Below are 24,440 nucleotides of genomic sequence, written 5' to 3' on the forward strand. Positions count from 1 at the left end.
TCACGGATCGAGGTCGCCCCAAAGTCGTCCCTGAATCGTCCGGGAGGGGCGTCGCGGCTGCCGAACGCCGCCAGTGGGCGGAAACGATGCGACTTCGCCTTGTCATCGCCCCTTTTCAGCGTGTTATAGAGCGTCGCTTCGGCATCCGCTTATCGGGCGGGCTGACGCGTGCGCGGGACGGCCCGCTGCACGTCTCGATGGAATGGAGAGTCTCGATGGTGCTGGTTCGCGGCGCAGCGGTCGCCCTGATCGCCTCGGGTCTGATGTTGGGCGCATGCGGCGGGATCCCGGGCATGGGCGGCGGGGCCAAGCCCGTCCCGGCCGGCCAGACGGGCATTGGCGTCAACGCCTTCCTGTGGCGCGCCACGCTCGACACCCTCAGCTTCATGCCGCTGGCCAACGCCGATCCGTGGGGCGGCGTCGTCAACTACGACTGGTACACCGACCCTCAGACGCCGAACGAGCGGTTCAAGGCGACGGTGTTCATTCTCGACACCCGTTTGCGCGCCGACGCCCTGAACGTCACCGTGTCCAAGGAAGTGCGCGACGCCTCCGGGCAGTGGGTCGGCGCCGCAGTGGCCGCCCAGACCGAGACGGATCTTGAGAACGCGATCCTGACCAAGGCGCGCCAGCTCAACCTCCAGAACGCCCGCTGATTAACTCCTCCCGACCATAGCCTCCTCAGGCTCGCCCTCAGGAGCGACGCCTCAAGGATTGCCGTGGCCCGATACGAGCCCAAGACCGCCGAACCCCGTCAGCAGGCCCGCTGGGCGGAGGCCGACGCCTTCCGCGCGCCCACCGCGGAGACCGGGAAGCCCAAATACTACGTTCTCGAGATGTTTCCTTATCCGTCGGGCAACATCCACATGGGACACGCCCGCAACTATGTGATGGGCGACGTCGTGGCCCGCTCTAAACGGGCCCAGGGCTTCGACGTCCTGCATCCGATGGGCTGGGACGCCTTCGGCCTGCCGGCCGAGAACGCCGCCATCGAGCGCGGCGTCCACCCCGGCGACTGGACCTGGTCCAACATCGCCGCCATGCGCGAACAACTGAAGCTGCTGGGCCTGTCGCTGGACTGGTCGCGCGAATTCGCCACCTGCGACCCGGCCTATTATGGCCAGCAGCAGGCCTGGTTCCTCGAACTGTTCAAACGGGGTCTGGTCTATCGCAAGGACTCGATCGTCAACTGGGATCCGGTCGACAACACCGTCCTGGCCAATGAGCAGGTCGTCGACGGCCGCGGCTGGCGCTCGGGCGCGGTGGTCGAGAAGCGCAAGCTGAACCAGTGGTTCCTGCGCATCACCGACTATGCCGACGACCTGATCGAGGGGCTCAAGGAACTGGAAGGCCGCTGGCCGGACAAGGTCCGGCTGATGCAGGAGAACTGGATCGGCCGGTCGAAGGGCCTGCAGATGACCTGGGCCTGGGCCGGCGCGGCGCCCGCCGCCGCCCCGGACGGGCTGGAGATCTACACCACCCGCCCCGACACCCTGTTCGGCGCGTCCTTCATGGGCATCGCCCCCGATCATCCGGTCGCCCGCGCCGTCGGCGAGACGAACCCGGACGCCGCCGCCTTCATCGCCGAATGCCGCAAGGGCGGTTCCACCCAGGCCGAGATCGAACAGGCCGAAAAGGTCGGCTTCGACACCGACCTGAAGGTGATTCACCCGTTCGACGGCCGCGAGGTCTCGGTCTGGATCGCCAACTTCATCCTGTCGGAGTACGGCACGGGCGCCATCTTCGGATGTCCCGCCCATGACCAGCGCGACCTCGACTTCGCCCGCAAATACGACCTGCCCGTCATCCCGGTCGTGAGACCGGACGGCGCCGGAGACGATTTCGTTGTCGGAACAGAGGCTTACACCGGTCCCGGCGCGATCTTCCACTCCGACTTCCTAGACGGTCTCGACATCGAAACGGCCAAGGCCGAAGCCATCGCCCGCGTCGAGGCGGCCGACCAGGGCGAGGGCGCGACCATCTATCGCCTGCGCGACTGGGGCGTCAGCCGCCAGCGCTACTGGGGCTGCCCCATCCCGATCGTTCACTGCCCGTCGTGCGGCGCCGTCCCCGCCGCTGACCTGCCGGTCGAACTGCCGAAGGATGTCACCTTCGACACCCCCGGCAATCCGCTGGATCGCCACCCGACGTGGAAACACGTCAAATGCCCGTCGTGTCACGAGGATGCGACGCGCGAGACCGACACCCTCGACACCTTTGTCGACTCCAGCTGGTATTTCGCCCGCTTCACCGATCCGGCGGCGTCCGAACCGATCTCGAAGGCGGCGGCCGACAAATGGCTGCCGGTCGACCAGTATATCGGCGGGGTCGAGCACGCCGTCCTGCACCTGCTGTATGCCCGCTTCATCTCGCGCGCCCTGTCCGACGCCGGCCTGATGAGCGTGCGCGAGCCCTTCGCCGGCCTGTTCACCCAGGGCATGGTGGTGCACGAGACCTACCGCCGGCCCGACGGGGCTTGGGTCGAGCCCACCGACGTCGAACTGCTCAACGAAGCTGGCCAGCGCTCGGCCCGCCAGCGCTCGACCGGCGAGGCCCTGGTCATCGGCGACATCGAAAAGATGTCGAAGTCGAAGAAGAACGTCGTCGCGCCGCAGGAGATTGTCGACACCTATGGCGTCGACGCCGGCCGGCTGTTCGTCCTGTCCGACAGCCCGCCCGAGCGCGACGTGCAATGGACCCCGGGCGGCGTCGAGGGCGCCAGCCGCTTCGTCCAGAGGGTCTGGACCGAGGTCGACGGCTTCGATCCCGCCGACCCCGGCGACGAGGCCGCCAACGCCGCCCTCGTGCGCGAGACCCACAAGGCCATCAAGGCCGTGTCCGAGGGCATCGCCGGCTTCCGCTTCAACTCGGCGATCGCCCGGCTGTACGCCTTCGTCGCCGTCATCCGCGACCACGCCACGGCCGGCGGCGAGGCCCGCCGTCAGGCCCTGTCGGCCCTGCTGCGCCTGGTCGCCCCCTTCACCCCCCACCTCGCCGAGGAAGGCTGGACGCGGCTGGGCGAAGCGGGGATGATCCTCGACGCGCCGTGGCCGGAGCACGACCCGGCGCTGGCGGCCGACGACGAGGTCACCCTGCCGATCCAGGTCAACGGCAAGCGTCGCGGCGAAATTCGCGTCGCCCGCGGCCTTGAGCCGGCGGCGGTCGAGGCCATCGTTCTGGCCGACGCGGACGTTCAGGCGCGGCTGGAGGGTCAGACGGTGAGGAAGATCGTGGTGGTCAAGGATCGCATCGTCAATCTGGTGGTCGGCTGATGCGCGCCCGCCGGCCTGGGCTTGTCGCACTGGCGGGACTGGCCTTGGCCGGCTGCGGCTTCACGCCCCTGTACGGCGACGCCGGGGTCGGCTCCGGGCTCAGCCGCATCGCCGTCACCACCCAGGACGACCGGCTCGGCTACCGGCTGCGCGAGCAGCTGGAGGACGCCCTCGGCCGCGATGCCGCCCAAGTCCCGCTCTGGCGGCTGGAGACCACGGCCGAGCAGTCGCGCCGTCCGCTCGGCCGCCGCATCGACGACACCGCCACCCGCTATGAGCTGACCGTCATCGGCCGCTGGACCCTGACCCCCGCCGCCGGCGGGACGCCCCTGACCGGCACGGAGACGGTGACCACCACCTACGCCGCCGCCGACCAGCCCTATGCCGCCATCGCCGCCCAACAGGACGGCGAGGAACGCGCCGCCGCCGAACTGGCGCGCGAGATCCGGCTGGCCCTGATGCTGGCCCTGCAAGGCCAGCCATGACAGGCCGGCGATGATCCTGGCGAAACGGCCCGAGGTCGATCGCTTCCTCAAGACGCCGGACCGTTCGGTGCGCGCCGCCGTCATCCACGGCAAGGATCGCTCAGGGGTGGCCGAGCGCGCTGCGCTGCTGTGCAAGGCCATCACGCCGGACCTGAACGACCCCTTCAACGTCACGGTCCTGACCGACAGCGACATCGACGGCGACGAGGCCCGCCTTGAGGAGGCCCTGACCGCCCTGTCGATGATCGGCGGCCGTCGACTCGTCCGGGTCCGGCTCGGCTCGGAAAAGGCCTCGATCGACAAGATGCTGGCCGCCGCCCTCAAGACCCACGCCGACGGCGGCTACAATCCCGATGCCATGCTGGTGATCGAGGCCGGGGCGCTGGGCCGCGACTCCGCCCTGCGCAAGGCCGCGGAAGCGTCTCATGGCGCAGTTGGCATCGCCTGTTATGAGGACGAGACCGGCGATGTCGCCCGGATGACGCGCGAGGCCCTCGCCGCCGACAAGGTCGGGCTGACCCAGGATGCGCTGGACCGTTTCGTGTCGCGCCTGCCGCGCGAACGCGGCCTGATGCGGCAGGAGATCGAGCGGCTGGTGCTCTATATCGGGCCCGGCTCGGGCCAGACGATCGACGTCGCCGAGCTCGAGTTGCATCTCGGGGTCGAGCCCGACGCCTCGCTGCAGGACGCGGCGCTGCAGGCCTTCGGCGGCCGCCCCGCCCCGGCCCAGTCGGGCCTGCGCCGCGCCCTGGCCGAGGGCGAATCGCCCGTCATGGCGGTGCGTCAGGCCTCGATCCACCTCGGCAAGCTGCGCCGCATCAATGTGCTGCAGGCCAACGGCGCCGGGGCCAAGGAGGCGGCCAAATCGGCCGGGGTGTTCTGGAAACAGGAGGCCGAGATGCTGCGTCAGGCCCGCAGCTGGCGGCTCGAGGACCTCGACAAGGTGCTGGACAGCGTCAACGCCGCCGACATCGCCACCAAGACGACCGGATCGCCCGACCAGTTGATCGCCGAGCGTCTGTTGCTGGAAATTTCAGCCCGCGCCCGCCGCCTGGGGCTCTAGCCGCGCTTGGACGCCTTGCGGAAGGCCGGCTTGGACAGGGCCAGATTGCGGGTCTGCTGGGCCTTCTGTTCGGCCCGGGCGCCGCCTTCCAGACCGCCGTGCGCCGGGCCGCCGCCGGCCTTCTTGGCGGCCAGCGCCTTCTTCATCGCTTCGGCGGTCGGATTGCTCGGTTTGTCGGTCATGCGGTCACTGTAGCACGGGAGGCCTCAGCCGCGCATCAACCGCCGGCACAGGTCGTCCAGCTGTTCCAGACTGCCGTAGCGCAGGCTCAGCTCGCCCTTGCCGCCGCGATCGACCAGCGACACCGGCAGGCCGAGGGCGTCGGTCAGATCCTGTTCCAGCGCGGCGATATCGGCCCCGCCCTCGCCTGAGGCGCCGGTGCGGGCCTTGCCCTTGGCCGGCTTCGGCCCCTCGGCCGCGCGCCGCGCCAGCACCTCGGCCTGACGGACGTTGAGCCCCTCATTGACGATCTGCTCGGCCAGGGCGGCGGGGTTGGGGGCGGTGATCAGGGCCCGGGCGTGGCCGGCGCTCATCTTGCCGTGCCGCACATACCACAGCACCTCTTCCGGCAACTGCAGCAGGCGCAGGGTGTTGGCGACATGGCTGCGACTCTTGCCGACCACGCCGGCGACCGCGTCCTGGGTGCGGCCGAACCGCTCCATCAGCAGGCGATAGGCGTCGGCCTCCTCCAGCGGATTGAGGTCGGCGCGCTGGACGTTCTCGATGATCGCCACCTCGAACACCGCGACGTCGTCCATCTCACGGACGATGACCGGCACCTGGGTCAGGCGGGCGATCTGCGAGGCGCGCCAGCGGCGTTCGCCGGCGACGATCTGCCAGACGCCGTCGTCCTTCGGATGCGGCCGCACGAGGATCGGCTGCAGCACGCCCTTGTCGCGGATCGATTCCGCCAGTTCGGCCAGGTCGCCGTGGTCGAACAGCTTGCGCGGCTGGTCGGGGTTAGGCTTCAGCGACTCGATCGGCGCCATGCGCACCCCGGCCGGGGCGGCCGAGCCGTCGACCGGCACCGCTTCGCCGGCCTGTTCTCCCAGAAGGGCCGACAATCCCCGGCCCAGACCGCGCTGACGTTCGCTCAAGATACTGATTCCACTTCGTAAATTCGCATCAGGCGGCCTGCAGCCGCCGGGTCTTCTCGCGCGCCACCACCTCGCGGGCGAGGCGCAGATAGGCCTGGCTGCCGGCGCATTTCAGGTCGTAGATCAGCGCCGGCTTGCCGAACGACGGCGCCTCCGACACCCGTACATTGCGCGGGATCACCGCCTCGTAGACCTTCTCGCCAAAATGCTTGCGGACATCCGCCGCCACCTGCCCCGACAGCGCGTTGCGGCGATCGTACATGGTCAGGACCAGACCCTGGATCTCCAGCGTCGGGTTCAGGCTCTGCCGCACCATTTCGATGGTCTTCATCAGCTGGCTCAGACCTTCAAGGGCGAAGAATTCGCACTGCAGCGGCACCAGAACGGCGTCGGCCGCGGCCATGGCGTTGAGCGTCAACAGGTTGAGCGACGGCGGGCAGTCGATCAGCACATAGTCATACCGGGTCTGACCCTCTCCGCCCTGCCCCTCAAGGGCGTCGCGCAGGCGATAGGAGCGGCGATCGGCCTGGCTCAGCTCGATCTCGACGCCCGACATGTCGGCGTCGGCGGGCAGGATATGCAGGCCGGGGACCGAGGTCTGCACCGCCGACTCGTCGACGGAGCGCCCGTCGACGATGACGTCATAGATGGTCACCCGGCGTGTTTCACGTGGAACACCCAGGCCGGTGGAGGCATTGCCCTGCGGGTCCATGTCGACGATCAGCACCTTTTCGCCGATCGCCGCCAGGGCGGTGCCGAGATTGATCGCCGTCGTCGTCTTGCCGACGCCGCCCTTCTGGTTCGAGATGGCGAGGACGCGCGTCTTACCGGCTATGGACACGACGGAGACTCCGGACGGAAACGATACGGCCGCGCGGGTCGCTGCGCGAGACGGACAGACTGCTGTCGAAATGCCAGACCTTGCGGGCTTCGATCAACTCAACCTCGGCCTTTTCCCCCTTGAGAAACAGCCCCTGTGCGCCGCGCTGTAGATAAGGCTGTGCATAGCCGAGCAGCTTCTCCATCGGCGCCAAGGCGCGGGCGGTGACGACGTCCGCCGTGACCCTCTGCTCCTCGGCCCGACCATTGATCACCGTAGCCCGCAACGACAGCCCGTCCACCGCCTCCTGAAGGAAGCGGCAGCGCTTGCCAAGACTGTCGATCAGCCAGACATGGCTGTCGGATCGATCCTTCAGAAGGATCGCGAGCACCAGACCGGGAAAGCCGGCCCCGGCTCCGAGGTCGGCCCACGTCCTGGCCGCGGGAGCCATGCTCAGCAGCTGAGCCGAGTCCCAGATATGCCGGTTCCAGACGTCCGGCAGACTGTCGGGCCCGACGAGATTCATCACCGCATTGGTCTCGGTCAGCCGTTCGATGAAGATGTCGAGGTCGGCCATCTGCGCCGGGGTGGCGTTGGTCAGGGTCTGGAATTCGGATGGGGTCACGCCGCGACCTTCGCCCGCTTCACATGCGACAGCAGGGCCGTCAGGGCGCCGGGGGTCATGCCCTCGATCCGCCCGGCCTGGCCGAGGGTGCGCGGCTGGACCAGGTTCAGCTTCTCGCGCACCTCGTTCGACAGGCTGCCGATGGCCGCATAGTCGAGGTCGGACGGGATGGCCAACGCCTCCTCCCGGCGCAGGGCCTCGGCGTCCGAGGCCTGTCGGTCGAGATAGCCGGCGTAGCCCGCGTCGATCTCGACCTGTTCGCGCACCTGCCGCGGCCAGGCGGCGATGGCGGGATGGGCGGCCTCGAAGGCGGTCAGGTCAACGCCGGGGAAGGCCAGCAGGTCGCGGATCGAGCGGCGCTGGCCGTCAGCGTTGACGGCGATGCCGAGGGCGCCGGCCTCCTTGGGCGTATAGGTCGCGCCGCGCACCAGCGCCGCGGCGTCCGCCAGCGCAGCGGCCTTGGCTTCGAAGGCGGCGCGGCGCCCGGCCGAGACCAGACCCGCGGCCATGGCGACAGGGGTCAACCGTTGATCGGCGTTGTCGGCCCGCAGCGTCAACCTGTACTCGGCCCGGCTGGTGAACATCCGGTAGGGCTCGGTCACCCCGCGTGTGACCAGATCGTCGATCATGACGCCGATATAGGCCTGGTCCCGGCCGAGGATGGTCGGGTCCGATCCGGCCGCGGCGCGGGCGGCGTTGAGGCCGGCGATCAACCCTTGGGCTCCCGCCTCCTCATAGCCGGTGGTGCCGTTGATCTGGCCGGCCAGATACAGGCCGGGGCGCTTCTTGACCTCCAGCGCCGGGGTCAGTTCGCGCGGATCAACGAAGTCATACTCAATGGCGTAGCCGAAGCGGAACACCTCGACCGCCTCCAGCCCCGGAATGGTGCGCAGGAAGGCGGCCTGGGTGGCGTTGGAGACCGAGGTCGAGATGCCGTTCGGGTAGACAGTGGGATCGTCGAGGCCCTCGGGCTCGAGGAAGATCTGGTGCGAGGCCTTGTCGGCGAACCGCACCACCTTGTCCTCGATCGACGGGCAGTAGCGCGGACCACGGCCGGACAGGTGCCCGCCATAGACGGCGCTGTCGCCGAGATTGTCTGCGATGATGCGGTGGGTCGCCTCGGTCGTGTGGGTCACGCCGCAGGCGATCTGGGGCACGTCGATGCGCCCGGTCAGGAAGCTGAACGGCACGGGATCGGCGTCGGCCGCCTGCATTTCCAGCCGGTCCCAGGCGATGGTGCGGCCGTCCAGCCGCGCCGGGGTGCCGGTCTTGAGACGGCCCATCTGCAGGCCGGCGCCGTAGAGGTCGGCGGCCAGACCGGTCGAGGGCGCCTCGCCGTGACGGCCGGCCGGGATGCGCTGGTCGCCCTTGTGGATGACGCCGTTGAGGAAGGTGCCCGTGGTCAGGACCACGGCGGCGGCGTGCAGCTCGACGCCCTCCCCCGTGACGACGCCGGTGACGCGGCCGCCGTCGAGGATCAGGCTCTCGGCCGTGCCGGCCATCAGGGTCAGGTTCGGCGTCTCCGCCAGCTCGGCCTGCATCGCCTCGCGATAGAGGCGCCGGTCGATCTGGCTGCGCGGCCCCTGCACCGCCGCGCCCTTGGAGCGGTTGAGCAGCCGGAACTGGATGCCGGAGACGTCGCCCAGCCGGCCCATGAGCCCGTCCATGGCATCGATCTCGCGCACCAAATGACCCTTGCCAAGACCCCCGATGGCCGGGTTGCAGGACATCTCGCCGATGGTCTCAAGCTTCTGGGTCAGCAGCAGGGTGGCGGCCCCGGCGCGCGCGGACGCCGCCGCGGCCTCACAGCCGGCGTGGCCCCCGCCGATGACGATGACGTCGAAACGCTTCATGGCCGGGACATAGGGGAAAGCCGGCGGTTTCGCTACCGGCGCGCGGGGCGTGTTTCACGTGAAACGTCACTTGCCGATGCAGAAGGTCGTGAACACCTCGCCGAGGATGTCCTCGACGCCGATGGCGCCGGTGACGCGGGCCAGACTGTCGACGGCCCGGCGCAGATCGTCCCCGGCCATTTCCGGCGCGAGGTCGAGCGCCCGCCGCCCCGCCTCGACCGCCGCCAGCGCCTCGGTCAGCCGCCGCCGGTGTCGCTCGCGGGTGACCGCCGGGAAATCGCCGCCGGACAGGTCGCGCGCCAGTCGCGCCGCCAGCCAGTCGTGCAAGGCGCCCAGCCCCTCCCCCGTAGTCGTACTGACGATCAGGGACTCGCCGTCCGGCGGCAGGGCGGCGCGTTCGATATCGGCCTTGGTGAAGACCATCAGGTCGTCGGGCCGGGCATAGGCGGCCGCGGAGCCTTCCGGATCGCCCGGCGCCCGGACCCACAGCCGCAGCTCGGCCTGTTCCGCCCGGGCCCGCGCCCGACGCACGCCCTCCGCCTCGATCGGATCGTCACTGTCGCGCAGACCCGCGGTGTCGGACAGGGTCACGGCGTAGCCGCCGATGATCAGGTCGGCGTCCAGCACGTCGCGGGTGGTGCCGGCGATCGGGGTGACGATGGCCGCCTCGCGCGCCACCAGGGCGTTGAACAGCGACGACTTGCCGGCGTTGGTCTCGCCGATCAGGACGATGCGATAGCCCTCGCGCACCCGCTCTCCGCGCCGGGCGTCGGCCAGCGCGGCCTGCAGATTGGCGATCAGCCCGTCCAGCACCGGCCCGGCTGTAAGCGCCAGATGGTCCGGCACCTCCTCGTCGGGAAAGTCGATCTCGGCCTCAACGAGGGCGAGGGCCTTGAGCAGGTCGTGGCGGAAGCCGGCGTAGGTCTGCGACAGGGCGCCGTCCAGCTGGCCGAGGGCCTGGGCCGCCTGGGCCGTGGTCTCGGCGTCGATCAGGTCTGCGACCGCCTCGGCCTGGGCCAGATCCATCCGGCCGTTCTCGAAGGCGCGGCGGGTGAACTCGCCGGGCTCGGCGGGGCGCAGGCCGAGGCTGATCAGGGCGTCGCTGACGGCTTCGACGACCGCCCGGCCGCCGTGGAGATGCAGCTCGGCGCAATCCTCGCCCGTGTAGGAGTTCGGCGCCGGGAAGCGGAGGACCAAGGCCTGATCGAGGGGGCGGCCGTCGCGGGCGAGTGAGCGGAGCGAGGCCAGACGCGGCTTCAAACCGCCGGCGCCGAGGTTGGCGAGGGCCGCATCGGTGCGCGGCCCTGACAGGCGGAGGATGGCGATGGCTCCCCGACCCGGCGGCGTGGCGAGGGCGAAGATGGTGTCGGGGATCATGTCTCCTCCCCATCTCCGATGGGGAGGTGGCGCGCCGCGGCAGCGGCGTGACGGAGGGGTTGGCGGACGGCGGAAAGAGCCCCTCCACCGCTTCGCGGTCCCCCTCCCCCTGCGGGGGAGGAGACGGCGTCGCTCACGGCTTGACCGCCGCTTCCATCAGCTTGCGGAACTGGTCTTGGGCCTGCATCCCGAAGCTGGTCCAGGTCTTCATCAGCTCGTCCGGCTGCATGGCGGCCATGTTCTCGTCCATGCGCCGTTTCATCTCGGCCACCATGTGATCGTTCAGCGGCGCGACGTCGGGCAGGCCGAGAAAGGCCCGGGCCTCGGCCGGCGTGCAGTCGATCTCGACATTGACCTTCATAGCGCCACTCCTTTTCCCCTGACGCCATGCGCGCGGCAGGCTGCTTGAGGGTGTTTCACGTGAAACAGCGGCCATACCGCCGTCAGGTGTTCATCGACTGGAAGAAGTCGGCATTGTTCTTGGACTGACGCAGCTTGTCGATCAGGAACTCGATCGCGTCCTGCGGGCCCATCGGGTTAAGGATGCGGCGCAGGACATAGGTCTTGGCCAGCTGATCCTTGGGGGTGGTCAGCTCTTCCTTGCGGGTGCCGGACTTGAGCACGTCGATGGCCGGGAAGATGCGCTTGTCGGCGACCTTGCGGTCCAGCACGATCTCGGAGTTGCCGGTGCCCTTGAACTCTTCGAAGATCACCTCGTCCATGCGCGAGCCGGTGTCGATCAGGGCGGTGGCGATGATCGTCAGGGAGCCGCCCTGTTCGACGTTCCGCGCCGCGCCGAAGAAGCGTTTCGGCCGCTGCAGGGCGTTGGCGTCGACGCCGCCGGTCAGGACCTTGCCCGACGACGGGACGGTGGCGTTGTAGGCGCGGCCGAGGCGGGTGATCGAGTCGAGCAGGATGACGACGTCCTTCTTGTGCTCGACCAGGCGTTTGGCCTTTTCGATCACCATCTCGGCGACGGCGACGTGGCGGGTGGCCGGCTCGTCGAAGGTCGAGGCGACGACCTCGCCCTTCACCGTCCGCTGCATGTCGGTGACCTCTTCCGGCCGTTCGTCGATCAGCAGGACGATCAGGATGACTTCCGGATGGTTCTTCTCGATCGACTTGGCGATGTTCTGCAGCATCACCGTCTTGCCGACGCGCGGCGGGGCGACGATCAGGCAGCGCTGGCCCTTGCCGAGCGGGGCGACGATGTCGATGACCCGGCCCGAGCGGTCTTTCAGCGTCGGATCCTGGATTTCCATGTGCAGCCGCTCTTCGGGGTAGAGCGGGGTCAGGTTGTCGAACAGGACCTTGGTCTTGACCATCTCGGGGTCTTCGAGATTGATCGTGTCGACCTTGAGCAGGGCGAAATAGCGCTCGCCCTCGCGCGGACCACGGACGGCGCCGTGGATGGTGTCGCCCGAGCGCAGGCCGAAGCGGCGGATCTGCGACGGCGAGACATAGACGTCGTCCGGACCCGGCAGATAGTTGGCGTCGGGGCTGCGCAGGAAGCCGAAGCCGTCGGGCAGGATCTCGAGCACGCCGTCCGCGATGATCTCGACTTCCTCGTCGGCCAGGGCCTTGAGGATGGCGAACAGCAGGTCCTGTTTGCGCAGGTTGGAGGCGTTCTCGACCTCGAGGCCTTCGGCGAAGGCGACCAGATCGGCCGGCGTCTTCTCGTTCAGCTCGGCCAAGGTGATTCGGCCGTTGGGGACGATCGGCTCGCCGTCGTCCTCCTCCTCGTCATCCCCGGCTTCCTGATCGACCATCGGCAGGTCGGCGGCGTCGACCTCATTGGTCGGCTGGTCGCCGTCGAGGGTCTCGGCCTCGGGGGCGGTCGGATCGGTGTCGCGGACGTCGGTCATGGAAAATCTTCTTCAGGCGGGCGCGCACGGACGCCCGCGAACCGGCGGGGTCTGGGCGGCTGGCGATGTTGGCCCGGGGGCCGGCAGGGAGGGCGGCGTGGGTCCCGCAGGGTCGATCCGGCAGGCGTCGCTGTATGAGAGGGACCGTCCGGAGGGCGTGAGCCCCAGGCCAGGATCGGTTCGCGACCAGCGAAACCACGCCGTGGCCCCGAGGTCAAGCGTCGGCGGCTATCCCAGCGTCCATTCGACGGTCACGGAAAGGACGGCGACGACGGCGATCAGGAACGGGATTTCGTTGGTCATGCGCCAAAACCGGCCGGAGCGGGTCGAGGTCCCGGCCCGGATGCGTTTGAACTCGCCCGCGAGGAAGCCGTGCCAGCCGCTGAGCGCCACGACGGCCAGCAGCTTGGTCGCCATCCATGGCTGGGCGAGGAAGCCCCACCCCTCGCCGAAGCCATGGACATGGATGACGATCATCCACACGCCGAACACCCATGCGGCGGTCATTGCCGGATTGACGATGATCTTGAGCAGGCGGCGCTGCCATTCCCTCAGCAGGCCCTGCATCTCGCCGCGCAGCGGCTCGGGCTTGTCGGCCTGTTCGGCGTCATAGGCGTAGAGGCGGGGCAGGAACAGCATCCCCGCCATCCAGGCGATCACCGCCAGGATGTGCAGGCCGCGGACGACGTTGAACGTCTCGTAACTCATGCGGCGCGGTTCTCGGCTTGGCAGGGACAGGCCTTCCAGTCGCCGCGGCAGCCCGGGCCGTAGGGCGCCACGCCGGTGCGCGACAGGCCATGCAGCGCCGCGTCGGCGAGGGCGGTGATGAACGGCTCCGACGTCCCGACCGCCGGGACCCTCAGATAGGGGGCGACGCCGAGTTCGTGGGCCAGTTCGCCGTATTCGATGTCCAGCTCGACAAGGGTCTCGACATGCTCGGAGACGAAGGCGATCGGCACGACCACGGCGCCGACGCCGTCCGACCCCGCGCGTTCCAGCGCCTCTGGGGTCGAGGGGCCGAGCCATTTCATCGGTCCGACGCGGCTCTGGTAGCAGAGGGCGTGGTCGACCTTGCGGCCCATGGCCTCGAGTTTCGCCACGACAGCGGAGACGGTGCTTTCGACCTGTTCCTGGTAGGGATCGCCCTTGCGGCTGACCAGCGACTCAGGGATGCCGTGCGCCGAGAACAGAACGCGAACCGGTCGGTCGCCGGCCTCGTCCAGCTTGCCGGCGATGGCCCGGGCCTGCGCCTCGACCCAGCCGTAGGCCTCGGGCCAGCAGCAGACCGTGCGGCTCTCGCCGGATCCGGCGTAGACGGCGTTCCAGCGCTTCATCGAGGACTGGGTCGTGGTGGTGGAAAACTGCGGATACAGCGGCAGCAGGACGATTTCGTCCGGAGCGAAGGCCGCGACCTCGGCCGCCGTCTCCTCGGTCAGCGGGGCCCAGTAGCGCATGGCGATGAAGGCGCGAACCTCGTCCTCGGGCAGCCGCGACGACAGGGCGGCCTCCAAGGCGGCAGCCTGTTTGCGTGTTTCCGGCAGGAGGGGCGAACCGCCGCCCATCAGGGCGTAGTTGGCCTGAGCCGTCTTTTCGCGGCGGCTGGAGATAAGCCAGGCCAGCGGCGTCCGCGCGACGCCCGGCAGGCCGATGATGGCCGGGTCGTTGAACAGGTTGAACAGGAAGGGCCGGACCGAAGCCTGGTCGTCAGGCCCGCCGAGGTTGAACAGCACCACGGCGATGCGGCGGCCGTTGATCGTCTTCATTGCGCGCCAATCCGTTTGAGAACCTGTTCAACGCGCTCGATCGGCACATCGGGCAGAATTCCGTGTCCGAGGTTGAAGATCCACGGCCCCTGCCCCCAGGCCTCGAGCAACTGGTCCACCCGCCGGTCCAGCATCGGGCCGCCGGCGCGCAGCAGCAGCGGGTCGAGCGCGCCCTGGATCGGCTTGATCGCCTGCACCCGGCGGCCGACCGCCAGCGGACAGGCGGTATCCAATGCCACGGCCTGGACGTCGCAGGCGGTCGCATAGCGTTCGGCCAGCGCTGCCGAACCGCGCGGGAAGCCGATCAGGGGCACGGTCACCCCCAGTTCGCGCACCCGTTTGACCAGCGCCAGATGCGGCTGCAGGACCAGGCTCTCGAACAGGTCGTCGGGCAGGCCCTCGGCCCAGCTTTCGAAGATCTTAAGCACCTGGGCGCCGGCGTCGGCCTGCATCTTCAGATAATGGGCCGTGGCCTCGACCAGCACCTCGAGCAGGGCCGCGACCTTCTCTGGGTCGGCATAGGCGTAGGTCCGGGCCTGGGCGCGCTCGCCCTTGCCGATGGTGCGGGCCTCGCCGTCCAGCATATAGGTGGCTACGGTCCAGGGCGCGCCGGCGAAACCGATCAGGGCCCGCCCGGGCTCCAGCTCACCCCTGACGATCGACAGGGTCTGGCCGACCTGTTTCAACGCCTCTCCGGCCCCGGAGGCCAGCGCTCGCATGGCCTCCACCGGCGGCAGGGCGCCGAGCCGCGGCCCCTCGCCGGTCTCGAACCAGACCTCCTGGCCGAGGGCGCGGGGGATCAGCAGGATGTCGGCGAAGACGATGGCGGCGTCGAAGCCGAACCGCCGCATCGGCTGCAGCGTCGCCTCGGCCGCCTTTTCGGGGGTCAGGCAGAAGGAGATGAAGTCGGGCGTCGTCGCCCGGAGCGCGCGGTACTCGGGCAGATACCGTCCCGCCTGGCGCATGAACCACACCGGTGGCCGCGATGTCGTCTCGCCGGCGAGAACCTTGAGCAGCAGGGGCGTCTGGGAGTTGGTCATCTGATCCCGGGCTTACCGGGGGGGCCGGTCCACCTCAAGCCCGGGCCGTGTCGCACCCCCCATTCCTTCAATGAAAGAGAATCAAGAAGAGTGGTGGAAGAAGGCAGGGCGGGGGATGACGGGGATAAGGTCGGGTTCCAAGCTGGTCCGAACAGGTTTGTCCGCCCCGGGTCGGCCGGTCATCCCCGGACGTCCACCGGGCTGGTGAAAGCGGGGATAACACTTAACGAAGCCTTGCCATGCGGGCCCTTCGGACCGATCGCCGCCATTCGCTTCTGGGCGCCGTTAAGGTCTTGTTAACACTGTCCACACCCGATCATCGGACAGGCGTCCGGCACGGGACGACTCGCCTGACGACCACCGGCGCCGTCCACCGTCATCCCCGCTCGCCGCGTCCGGCCCGTCCGGCTATAGAGATCGACGCACGGGTCGGGGCGATCGGCGCCCGGCCCCGTCCACAGGAGTCTCGTCGCATGGACCGCTTCCGATGAGTTCGTCCACCGGGCCCGGCGCCCGATGAGCCCGGCCCGCGCGGCCGGCGTCTCGCGACTGGCGACCTATTTTCATGTCCACCTGGTCTCGGATTCGACCGGCGAGACCCTGAACGCCATGGCCAAGGCCGTCGTGGCGCGCTTCGACGGGGTGATCCCGATCGAGCACATCTACGCCCTTGTGCGGTCGTCGAAACAGATGGACCGGGTGCTGGAGGAGATCGCCGCCTCGCCCGGCGTGGTGCTGCACACCCTCGTCGACCGCGAGCTGCGCGAACAGCTGGAGGATGGCTGCCGCCGGCTGGACATGCCGCAGATCGCCGCGCTCGATCCGTTGGTCGGGGCCCTGTCGCGCTATCTCGGCGCCGCCCTGTCGACCCGGGTTGGGGCCCAGCACGCGCTCGACACCGACTATTTCAACCGCATCGCCGCGCTGGACTACGCCATGGCCCATGACGACGGCCAGGGCACGACCGACCAGCTGGAGGGCGCCGACGTGGTGCTGTGCGGCGTCAGCCGGACGTCCAAGACGCCGACCTGCATCTATCTGGCCCACCGCGGCATCCGCGCCGCCAATGTGCCGCTGGTGCCGGGGCAGGAGGACGGCGAACGGCTGGTGGCGCTGAAGAACCCGCTGATCATCGGCCTGACCGTCTCGCCCGACCGGCTGGTGCAGATCCGGCGCAACCGGCTGGACGGGCTCAACGCCGCGCAAGCCTCGTCCTATACCGACCACGAGGCGGTGCGGGAGGAGACGGTCAAGGCGCGGCGCGCGTTCGAACGCCGCGGCTGGCCGGTCATCGACGTGACCCGGCGCTCGGTCGAGGAGACGGCGGCGGCGATCATCAATGTGCTGAACGAGCGCCGCACCCACAGGCTGGGGATTCTCGGGTGAGCGGCGAACGTCTGGTGCTGGCCTCCAAGAGCGCCGCGCGGCGGGCCATGCTGGAGGGCGCGGGCGTGCCCTTCTCGGTCCAGGTCGCCGATGTCGACGAGGACGCGGTCAAGGCGGTGCATGATCCGGCCGACGCCGCGGGGCTGGCGGTCGAGCTGGCGCGGGTCAAGGCGCTGGCTGTGTCGCGCCACGATCCGGAGGCCTGGGTGCTTGGCGCCGACCAGACCCTGGCCTTCGCCGGCGGACTGGTCTCCAAGGCGCCGTCGATGGCGGCGGCGCGGGACCGGTTAGGGCTGATGCGCGGGCGGACCCACCAGCTGCATTCCGGCGCGGCCCTGGCCTGCAACGGCCAGGTGGTCTGGTCCGGCGTCGACACGGCGACCCTGCGGATGCGCGACTTTTCCGACGCCTTTCTGGACGCCTATCTGGCGGCCGAGGGCGAGGCCCTGCTGGGGTCGGTCGGGTCGTACCGGCTCGAGGGCATGGGATCGCAGCTGTTCGAGGCGGTCGAGGGCGACTATTTCACCGTGCTGGGGATGCCGCTGTGGCCGGTGCTGGCCGAGCTGCGCCGGGCCGGGGTGCTGACGACATGAGCGTGGTCGCGGGGGTGGCGGGGCAGCCGATCGCCCATTCGTTGAGCCCGCTGATCCACGGGGCGTGGATCGCCGCCGCGGGCCTGGACGCCGACTATCGGGCCTTCGGACCGGCGGACGAGGCCAGGTTCGCGGCCCTGGTCGCAGAGGGCCGGGCCGGGGGGCTGCGCGGACTGAACGTCACCGCCCCGTTCAAGGCCGCGGCGCTGGCGCTGGCGGATCAGGTCAGCGAGACGGCGCGGATCTGTGGATCGGCCAACCTTCTGGTGTTCGAAGACGGCCGCGTGCGGGCCGACAGCACCGACGGGGCCGGCCTGCTGGCGGCGCTGGCGGAGCAGGCGCCGGCGTTGGACCTGTCGGGACGGCCGGTGCTGATCCTCGGCGCCGGCGGGGCGGCACGGGCGGCGGCGGCGGCGCTCAAGGCGGCGGGGGCCGAGGTCAGCGTGCTTAACCGGACGGCGGAGCGGGCGGAGCGGCTGGCCGCCGACCTCAGCGTCGCGGTGGCGGGGCCTGAGACGGCGGCGGAGGCGGCGCTGGTGGTCAATGCGCTGAGCGCGCCGCCGGAGATCGACGTCGGCGCGCTGCGGGGGGACGCGGTGCTGATGGACATGACCTACAAGCCCTTGCTGACGCCCTTCCTCGCCGCCGGGCGGGCAGGAGGTCTGACGACGGTGGACGGGCTGGCCATGCTGATCGGCCAGGCGCGGCCGTCGTTCCAGGCCTTTTTTGGCGTGGAGCCGCCGCCGGTCGACGTGCGGGCGCTGGCGCTGGCGGTGCTGGGAGAGGCCGCATGATCGTGCTCGGCCTGACCGGCTCCATCGGCATGGGCAAGACCACCACGACGGCGATGTTCGCCGAGGCCGGGGCGCTGGTGTGGAACGCCGACGAGGCGGTCCACCGGCTCTACGCCCGGGGCGGGGCGGCGGTCGGGCCGGTCGGCGAGGCGTTTCCGGGCGTGGTGGTGGACGGCGCCGTGGACCGCATCCGGCTGGCCGGGGCGCTGGGCCAGGACGAGGACGCCTTCCGCCGGCTGGAGGCCATCGTCCATCCGCTGGTGCTGCGGGGGCGACTGGAGGCGCTGGCGGCGGCCGATCGGCGCGGCGTGCGGCTGGCGGTGCTGGACATTCCGCTGCTGTTCGAGACGGGCGGCGACGCCGCGGTCGATGCGGTGGTCGTGGTCACCGCTGGGCCGGAGGTCCAGGCCGAACGGGTGCTGGCCCGGCCCGGCATGACCCGCGAGCGGTTCGAGGCCATTCTGGCGCGGCAGACGCCCGACGCCGAGAAGCGCCGGCGCGCCGATTTTATCGTCGAGACTGATAAGGGGCTGGAGGCGGCGCGCGCCCGGGTCGGCGAAATCGTGGGGACGGTTCTGGCCCCGGGGTGGACTTCGCCCCGGCGCGGGGTTTCGCCGGACGACGAAGCGATTCAATAAGGGGCATGACCCGCGAAATCGTCCTCGACACCGAAACCACCGGCTTCGATCCGAAGACCGGCGACCGGCTGATCGAGGTCGGCTGTATCGAGATCGAGGACTTGCTGCCGACCGGGCGGATGTATCACACCCTGGTCTATCCCGAGCGGCTGATCCCGCCGGACGCCATCCGGGTGCACGGCATCACCGACGAGAAGGTGAAGGACGCGCCGCGCTTCCACGAGGTGGTCAAGGATCTGATGGAGTTCATCGGCGACGCGCCGGTGATCGCCCACAACGCCGCCTTCGACCGCTCGTTCATCGATTACGAGTGCGGCCTGTGCGGCCATCCGCTGCTGGAGGAGACGCGCTGGATCGATACGCTGAAACTGGCCCAGAGCCGGTTTCCGGGCATGGCCAATTCGCTGGATGCCCTGTGCAAGCGATTCAAGATCAGCCTTGTCGAGCGCACCCTGCACGGGGCCCTGATCGACGCGCGGCTGCTGGCCGAGGTCTATCTGGAGCTGAAGGGCGGCAAGGAGCGGCGGCTGGACCTGTCGTCTGGACGCACCGTGGCCAGCCAGGCGGCGGCCGAGGCGGCGCTGGGCGCCTATGGGCCGCGACCGCGACCGCTGGCGGCGCGAGTCAGCGAGGCGGAACAGGCGGCGCATCTGGCCTTCCTGCGGGCGACGCTGAAGGACCACTCGCTGTGGAAGGCCTATGGGCTGGAGGTCGAGGCGGCCTGACGCCGCCTCTGCTGACTCAGGCCTGGGCCATCTCGGCAGGGCCGCGGGCGATCTGCTGCTGGCGCGACAGATAGATGCCGGCGAAGTCGATCGGGTCCAGCATAAAGGGCGGGTAGAAGCCGCCGTCCGAGGTGGCGCGGGCGATGATCTCGCGGGCGAACGGGAACAGGTAGCGCGGGCATTCGATCAGCAGCATCGGCTCGATGTCGGGCTCGGCCACGCCGTGCAGGGCGAACAGGCCGCCGTAGACCAGCTCCACATTGAACACCGTCAGGGCGTCGGTGGTGGCCTTGACCGTGAGGCGCAGCTCGACCTCGAACAGGCCGTCCTTGCGGCCCTGGGCGTTCATCTCGACGCCGAGATCGATGGCCGGCTTGCCTTCGACGCGCAGGGAGTCGGGAGCCTTGGGGTTTTCGAACGACAGGTCGCGGACGAACTGGGCGAGGATGCGGAAGCCGGGACCGGGAGGCGTCTCGACGCCGTTCGGGGCGGGGTTGGCGTCGGCGGGCGGGGCGGCGTCGGTCATGGCGATCGGTCTTGTCTGGAGGGACGTGGGGGCGCGGACGGACCGGCCCGGAAGGCGCGGCGACTAGCATGCGAGGCCGGGTCCGGCAACGACGCTCGCCCGTGAAGGATTCGACGCGAACGGGGGCAGGGCGATCCGTCGCGGGCGGCGGGGGGCGCCGTTCGCCTTGCGCGCCCCCATATCAGTCCCTAATCGTCGTTTCGTCGCGCCCGGCTTTCGTCGGCCGCCAGTCAAGGAATGCCTGTGCAGGTCCAGGTCCAGATCGTCATCTTCGCCGTGATCGCGGCCATCGTGCTGTTCCAGCTCTATAATGTGCTGGGCAAGAAGGTCGGGCGCCAGCCCGAGGAGGATGCGCGCGCCAAGCCGCCGGCGGCGACGGCCGTCCCGGCGGAGGCGGGCTCCGCGCGGCCGAACCTGCTCGACGCCGCGACCCTGTCGTCGATCGCCGGGCTCAAGGCGCGCGACCCCAATTTCGATCCGGTGCGCTTCCTCGAGGGGGCCCGCCAGGCGCATGAGACCATCGTCCGCGCCTATGCCGCCGGCGACCGCGAGACGCTGAAGCCCCTGCTGACGGCCCGGGTGATGGAGTCGTTCGAGGCGGGGATCGCCGCGCGCGAGGCCCGCGGCGAGACCGAGGAGGCGGAGTTCCTGCACCCGGCCCGCGCCGATCTCGAGCTGGCCACGGCGCAGGAGAACCGCGCCACGGCCAAGGTCCGCTTCCTCGCCGAACTGCGCAACCGGGTGAAGTCCGCCAACGCCTCGGTCGAGGAGCAGGTCGAGGACCGGCGCGTCGCCGAGGTCTGGACCTTCGAACGGACCCTCGGCGCCAGCGATCCCAACTGGCTGCTGGCCCGCACCGAGCCCGCCGCCGCATGAGGCCGGTCGGCCGCGGGGCGAAGTCCCGGGCGGCCGTCGGCGCCGTCGTTCTGACGTTGACGCTGCTGCTGGCGGCCTGCGCCACGGCCCCCGCGCCCGGACCATCACCGATCCCGACGCCGGTCCCGACCGCGCCGCAGCCCCCGGCTCCGACGCCGACGCCGAACGCCCCGCCCGGCCTGAGTCCGGCGGCGCTGGCGGGCTGGGCCGACGAGGACCATCTGGCCGCCTTCAACGCCTGGGCCGACACCTGCCGCGTCGCCCGCGATGCGCCGGCCCGGACCCAGTGCGAGCGCGCCCAGCAGTTGCGTCGTACGTCGAAGCCGGTGACCCCGTCGCTGGCCCGGGCGTTTTTCGAGAGCGGTTTCTCGGTCGTGGCGGCGGAGACGCCGGACGGCGGTCCGGGGCTGCTGACCGCCTATTTCGCCCCGGAGTACGCCGCGCGCCGCAGCCCCGACGCGGTGTTCGACAGTCCGGTGCTGGCCCCGCCCGCCGGCTGGACCCGCGGCCAGGTCCTGCCGCCGCGGGCGCAGATCGAGGCGGGGGCGCTGGCGGGCGCCCAATGGGGGGCTGGGCCCCTGGCCTGGATGCGGGCCGAGGACCTGTTCTTTATGCAGATCCAGGGCTCGGGCTATCTGACTTTTGAGGACGGGTCGAAGGCGCGGGCCGCCTATGCGGCGGACAACGGGCAGAAATTCGCCGGCATCGCCCGGCCGATGGCGGAGCAGGGCCTGCTGCCGCGCAACGGGACCTCGGGCGAGGCGATCCGGGCCTGGCTGGCGGCGCACCGGGGACCGGAGGCGCGGGCGGTGATGGCGCTGAACCCGCGCTACATCTTCTTCAGCCTCGATCCCGACGACGGCGGCGACCCGAACGGGGCGGCGGGGATACCCCTCCCGGCCCGCCGCGCCATCGCCGTCGATCCCGGCCACTGGCGCTATGGCGATCTGGTCTGGATTTCGGCCGACGGCGGCAATCTGGTCGGGGCGCGGGGCAGCTATCAGGGGCTGGTCGTGGCGCTGGACACCGGCTCGGCCATTCGCGGGCCGGTGCGTGCCGACCTGTACATGGGCCGGGGCGCGGCGGCCGGCGAGGAGGCCGGGGCGGTGCGCCACCCGCTGAGGATGTGGCGGCTGGTTCCGCGCGGCTAGTTCGATTGTCAAAGATCTGAGAGCGCTTCTCCCCCCTCGAGGCGGAAGAAGGCACGACTCTTCGCCACTTCGGGGGAAGCGGGTGGGGAGAGAGCGGGGCGACCGGGCCTCGCCCGGTGCGGAATGTGTTTACCGTTTCGACGAGACAGACCGCCCCGCGCAGTCGTTTTCCACACGACCCTCCGGCTGGCGGCCCGATTGAGGCCTTACCGGAACATGACAGGCCATTGCTGACGCCGTCATGGGTCGGACGTGACCGCATGTAGCGGCATCGGCCCGATCCTCAAGCCGCGCGGCGAGCAAGCGGGCAGGATCCATCCCTGCCCTCGAGGACCCCCGGACTCTCCGTCGCCCGGGCTTCATCGCTCGACCACAGCCCGCCGCCATCGAGGAACGTGGATCCGACGCCCTCCCCGTTCGACGGGATGGGGAGCATTTTACGGGAGGCCCGCCCTAGGACAGACAAAACGGATCGAGAAAAGATTAGTCCGTTGAATTAGTTGGCGAATATTTTGGTAACTAGACTATAGATTCGCGGATTGTAAGCACAGCGTCATGGGCTTCGTCCCTGCTTTCGTCATCCTCCGGCGAGCGCAGCGAGACTGGGGGACCCAGCGGCGCCGAAGGCGACCTATTCAGGCAGGCTATCCTGAACAGCGGCGCTCCCGACAGGTTCGCGCTGTCGCGCGCCACTGGGTTCCCCGGTCTGCGCCGCGAAAACGCGGCTTGCCGGAGGATGACGAAAGCAGGGAGGGCGAACATTCGGCGCAAGCCGCGTCGCTGTTCCGGGCGGCTGCTTGCGCCGACTGACACAGCCGACCCACATCCGACCGGGCTCCGCCCGGCCACCTTCTCCCATCGGGAGAAGGACCCTGCACCTGTCACCGCCGCCGCTTCAGGCCGCCGAGCAGGCCGCGCAGGAGTTCACGGGTGATGGTGCTGCCGGCGGTGCGGAGGACCGATTTGGTCGCCGCCTCGATCGGGGTTTCGCGGGTCGAGCGGCGGGCCGGGGCGCGGGGGCGGGCGGCTTCGCGGTCGAGGCGGGCTTGCTCCTTCGCCCGGGCGGCGGCGGCCTTTTCGGCCTCCTTCGCGGTGGCGGCCTCGGCCTTCGTCCGGGCCGCGATCAGCTTTGCACCGGCGGCGGCCTGGTCGGCCTCGCCACGGCGGGCGGTCAGAACCTCTTCGGCGGATTCGCGGTCGACGGCGACGTCATAGAGGCCGCGCACCGGGCTGGCAGCCATGACGGCGGCGCGCTCGGCCTCGGTGGCGGGGCCGAGGCGGCTGTCGGGCGGGCGGATCATCGTGCGGGCGACGACATGCGGGGCGCCCTTTTCGTCGAGGGTCGAGACCAGGGCCTCGCCGACGCCGAGCGACTGGATGGCCCCGGCGGTGTCGAAGGCCGGGTTGGCGCGGAAGCTGTTGGAGGCGGCCTTGAGGCCGCGCTGTTCGGTCGGGGTGTAGGCGCGCAGGGCGTGCTGGATGCGGTTGCCGAGCTGGGCCAGGACGGTGTCCGGAATGTCGGCCGGGTTCTGGGTGACGAAATAGACGCCGACGCCCTTGGAGCGGATCAGCCGCACGACCTGCTCGACCTTTTCGCGCAGGGCCGCCGGGGCGTCGGTGAACAGCAGATGGGCCTCGTCGAAGAAGAAGACGAGGCGGGGTTTGTCGGGGTCGCCGATCTCGGGCAGCTGTTCGAACAGCTCGGACAGCAGCCACAGCAGGAAGGCGGCGTACAGGCGCGGGCTGCCCATCAGCTTCGTCGCGTCCAGCACATTGACCTGTCCGCGCCCGTCGAGGCCGGTGCGCATCATGTCCTCCAGCCGCAGGGCCGGCTCGCCGAAGAAGGCCTTGCCGCCCTGCTGCTCCAGCTGGAGGATCGAGCGCTGGATGGCGGCGATCGAGGCGGGGGCGACATGGCCGACCTCGCGGCCGATCCGTTCGGCGTTCTCGCCGACATGGGCCAGCAGGGCGCGCAGGTCGTCGAGGTCGAGCAGCAGCAGGCCTTCCTTGTCGGCGACGTGGAAGACCACCGACAGGACGCCTTCCTGGACGTCGTTGAGGTTGAGCATGCGGCCGAGCAGCAGCGGGCCGATCTCGCTGACCGTGGTGCGGATCGGGTGGCCCTTTTCGCCGTACAGATCCCAGAACACCGTCGGGGCGGCGCGCGGCGTCAGGGTCAGCCCCATGCCGGCGGCGCGGGCGAGCAGTTTCTCATTCGGCGCGCCAGGCACGCAGATCCCGGACAGGTCGCCCTTCACATCGGCGCAGAAGACCGGCACGCCGGCGTCGGAAAAGCCTTGGGCCATGATCTGCAGGGTCACCGTCTTGCCGGTGCCGGTGGCCCCGGCGACGACGCCGTGGCGGTTGGCGCGGTTCCACAGCAGGATTTCGGCCTGTCCGCCGCCCTCCGTCGGGGACTGGCCGAGAAACAGGCCGTGGGCGGCATCAGTCATGGGGGAACTCCGGGCCAAGCTTGGCGCTCATGCTCTAC

The 24,440-nt window shown here is 70.0% G+C and carries 24 protein-coding genes; 11 read left to right on the plus strand and 13 right to left on the minus strand.

The window, feature by feature from the left end; translation table 11 throughout:
* Window positions 1-215 precede the first annotated feature (215 nt).
* The 4 genes from ACK4JY_RS01470 (at window position 216) to holA (ending at window position 4,820) form a co-directional block, all read left to right on the plus strand.
* A complete protein-coding gene (locus ACK4JY_RS01470; RefSeq protein ID WP_409602608.1) occupies window positions 216-656 on the plus strand; it encodes a DUF3576 domain-containing protein in 441 nt (146 codons plus the stop codon).
* Window positions 657-719: 63 nt separating this feature from the next.
* Window positions 720-3,272 (plus strand): leucine--tRNA ligase, encoded by a 2,553-nt coding sequence (gene leuS, locus ACK4JY_RS01475; protein WP_409602426.1) that lies wholly within the window; start codon window positions 720-722, stop codon window positions 3,270-3,272.
* Window positions 3,272-3,757 (plus strand): LPS assembly lipoprotein LptE, encoded by a 486-nt coding sequence (lptE, locus tag ACK4JY_RS01480; protein ID WP_409602427.1) that lies wholly within the window; start codon window positions 3,272-3,274, stop codon window positions 3,755-3,757. Before leuS ends, lptE begins: the two co-directional genes overlap by 1 nt.
* 10 nt (window positions 3,758-3,767) lie before the next feature.
* A complete protein-coding gene (gene holA, locus ACK4JY_RS01485; protein ID WP_409602428.1) occupies window positions 3,768-4,820 on the plus strand; it encodes a DNA polymerase III subunit delta in 1,053 nt (350 codons plus the stop codon).
* Here the strand turns inward: holA and ACK4JY_RS01490 are convergent.
* The 11 genes from ACK4JY_RS01490 to hemE form a co-directional block, all read right to left on the minus strand.
* The gene (locus ACK4JY_RS01490; RefSeq protein WP_409602429.1) at window positions 4,817-5,002 is read right to left on the minus strand and encodes a hypothetical protein; all 186 of its coding nucleotides are present in this window, start codon (window positions 5,000-5,002) and stop codon (window positions 4,817-4,819) included. The two genes, holA and ACK4JY_RS01490, sit on opposite strands and share 4 nt — an antisense overlap.
* 24 nt (window positions 5,003-5,026) lie before the next feature.
* Window positions 5,027-5,917, minus strand: coding sequence for a ParB/RepB/Spo0J family partition protein (locus ACK4JY_RS01495; protein WP_409602430.1), 891 nt, complete (start codon window positions 5,915-5,917; stop codon window positions 5,027-5,029).
* A gap of 28 nt (window positions 5,918-5,945) precedes the next feature.
* Entirely contained in the window at window positions 5,946-6,752 is an 807-nt protein-coding gene (locus tag ACK4JY_RS01500) for a ParA family protein (RefSeq protein WP_409602609.1), read from the minus strand.
* Window positions 6,742-7,314, minus strand: coding sequence for a 16S rRNA (guanine(527)-N(7))-methyltransferase RsmG (gene rsmG, locus ACK4JY_RS01505; protein ID WP_409602610.1), 573 nt, complete (start codon window positions 7,312-7,314; stop codon window positions 6,742-6,744). Before rsmG ends, ACK4JY_RS01500 begins: the two co-directional genes overlap by 11 nt.
* A 44-nt stretch (window positions 7,315-7,358) precedes the next feature.
* Window positions 7,359-9,215 (minus strand): tRNA uridine-5-carboxymethylaminomethyl(34) synthesis enzyme MnmG, encoded by a 1,857-nt coding sequence (gene mnmG, locus ACK4JY_RS01510; RefSeq protein ID WP_409602431.1) that lies wholly within the window; start codon window positions 9,213-9,215, stop codon window positions 7,359-7,361.
* A 66-nt stretch (window positions 9,216-9,281) separates the two neighbouring features.
* Entirely contained in the window at window positions 9,282-10,589 is a 1,308-nt protein-coding gene (gene mnmE / locus ACK4JY_RS01515) for a tRNA uridine-5-carboxymethylaminomethyl(34) synthesis GTPase MnmE (RefSeq protein WP_409602611.1), read from the minus strand.
* Window positions 10,590-10,725: 136 nt separating this feature from the next.
* On the minus strand, window positions 10,726-10,953 hold the full coding sequence (locus tag ACK4JY_RS01520) for a DUF6489 family protein (protein ID WP_409602432.1): 228 nt from the start codon (window positions 10,951-10,953) through the stop codon (window positions 10,726-10,728).
* A gap of 82 nt (window positions 10,954-11,035) precedes the next feature.
* Window positions 11,036-12,457 carry a transcription termination factor Rho gene (gene rho / locus ACK4JY_RS01525; protein WP_409602433.1) on the minus strand — a complete coding sequence of 474 codons (1,422 nt, stop codon included), beginning with the start codon at window positions 12,455-12,457 and terminating at the stop codon, window positions 11,036-11,038.
* A 228-nt stretch (window positions 12,458-12,685) separates the two neighbouring features.
* Window positions 12,686-13,165 carry a CopD family protein gene (locus ACK4JY_RS01530; RefSeq protein WP_409602434.1) on the minus strand — a complete coding sequence of 160 codons (480 nt, stop codon included), beginning with the start codon at window positions 13,163-13,165 and terminating at the stop codon, window positions 12,686-12,688.
* The gene (gene hemH / locus ACK4JY_RS01535; protein ID WP_409602435.1) at window positions 13,162-14,220 is read right to left on the minus strand and encodes a ferrochelatase; all 1,059 of its coding nucleotides are present in this window, start codon (window positions 14,218-14,220) and stop codon (window positions 13,162-13,164) included. The genes ACK4JY_RS01530 and hemH overlap by 4 nt, the downstream gene beginning before the upstream one ends.
* Entirely contained in the window at window positions 14,217-15,260 is a 1,044-nt protein-coding gene (hemE, locus tag ACK4JY_RS01540; RefSeq protein ID WP_409602436.1) for a uroporphyrinogen decarboxylase, read from the minus strand. The genes hemH and hemE overlap by 4 nt, the downstream gene beginning before the upstream one ends.
* Before the next feature lie 516 nt (window positions 15,261-15,776).
* On the opposite strand from hemE, the gene ACK4JY_RS01545 reads away from it, so the two are divergent.
* The 5 genes from ACK4JY_RS01545 to dnaQ are packed head-to-tail and all read left to right on the plus strand — an operon-like array spanning window position 15,777 to window position 19,396.
* Window positions 15,777-16,646, plus strand: coding sequence for a pyruvate, water dikinase regulatory protein (locus ACK4JY_RS01545; RefSeq protein ID WP_409602437.1), 870 nt, complete (start codon window positions 15,777-15,779; stop codon window positions 16,644-16,646).
* Entirely contained in the window at window positions 16,643-17,239 is a 597-nt protein-coding gene (locus ACK4JY_RS01550) for a Maf family protein (protein WP_409602438.1), read from the plus strand. Before ACK4JY_RS01545 ends, ACK4JY_RS01550 begins: the two co-directional genes overlap by 4 nt.
* Entirely contained in the window at window positions 17,236-18,033 is a 798-nt protein-coding gene (locus ACK4JY_RS01555) for a shikimate dehydrogenase (RefSeq protein ID WP_409602439.1), read from the plus strand. The genes ACK4JY_RS01550 and ACK4JY_RS01555 overlap by 4 nt, the downstream gene beginning before the upstream one ends.
* Window positions 18,030-18,671 carry a dephospho-CoA kinase gene (gene coaE / locus ACK4JY_RS01560; protein ID WP_409602440.1) on the plus strand — a complete coding sequence of 214 codons (642 nt, stop codon included), beginning with the start codon at window positions 18,030-18,032 and terminating at the stop codon, window positions 18,669-18,671. The genes ACK4JY_RS01555 and coaE overlap by 4 nt, the downstream gene beginning before the upstream one ends.
* Before the next feature lie 5 nt (window positions 18,672-18,676).
* On the plus strand, window positions 18,677-19,396 hold the full coding sequence (gene dnaQ / locus ACK4JY_RS01565; protein WP_409602441.1) for a DNA polymerase III subunit epsilon: 720 nt from the start codon (window positions 18,677-18,679) through the stop codon (window positions 19,394-19,396).
* Window positions 19,397-19,412: 16 nt separating this feature from the next.
* Here dnaQ and secB read toward each other — a convergent pair whose 3' ends face one another.
* Entirely contained in the window at window positions 19,413-19,922 is a 510-nt protein-coding gene (gene secB / locus ACK4JY_RS01570; RefSeq protein ID WP_409602442.1) for a protein-export chaperone SecB, read from the minus strand.
* Between the two features lie 237 nt (window positions 19,923-20,159).
* Here secB and timA point away from each other — a divergent pair, with 237 nt between their 5' ends.
* Window positions 20,160-20,798, plus strand: coding sequence for a TIM44-related membrane protein TimA (timA, locus tag ACK4JY_RS01575; protein WP_409602443.1), 639 nt, complete (start codon window positions 20,160-20,162; stop codon window positions 20,796-20,798).
* Window positions 20,795-21,949: an MltA domain-containing protein gene (locus tag ACK4JY_RS01580; RefSeq protein WP_409602444.1), complete on the plus strand. Its 1,155-nt coding sequence runs from the start codon at window positions 20,795-20,797 to the stop codon at window positions 21,947-21,949. Before timA ends, ACK4JY_RS01580 begins: the two co-directional genes overlap by 4 nt.
* Before the next feature lie 881 nt (window positions 21,950-22,830).
* Here the strand turns inward: ACK4JY_RS01580 and ACK4JY_RS01585 are convergent.
* On the minus strand, window positions 22,831-24,402 hold the full coding sequence (locus ACK4JY_RS01585; RefSeq protein ID WP_409602445.1) for a helicase HerA-like domain-containing protein: 1,572 nt from the start codon (window positions 24,400-24,402) through the stop codon (window positions 22,831-22,833).
* Between the last annotated feature and the right edge of the window lie 38 nt (window positions 24,403-24,440).

The organism is Brevundimonas sp. (assembly GCF_046295595.1).
Classification (GTDB): domain Bacteria; phylum Pseudomonadota; class Alphaproteobacteria; order Caulobacterales; family Caulobacteraceae; genus Brevundimonas.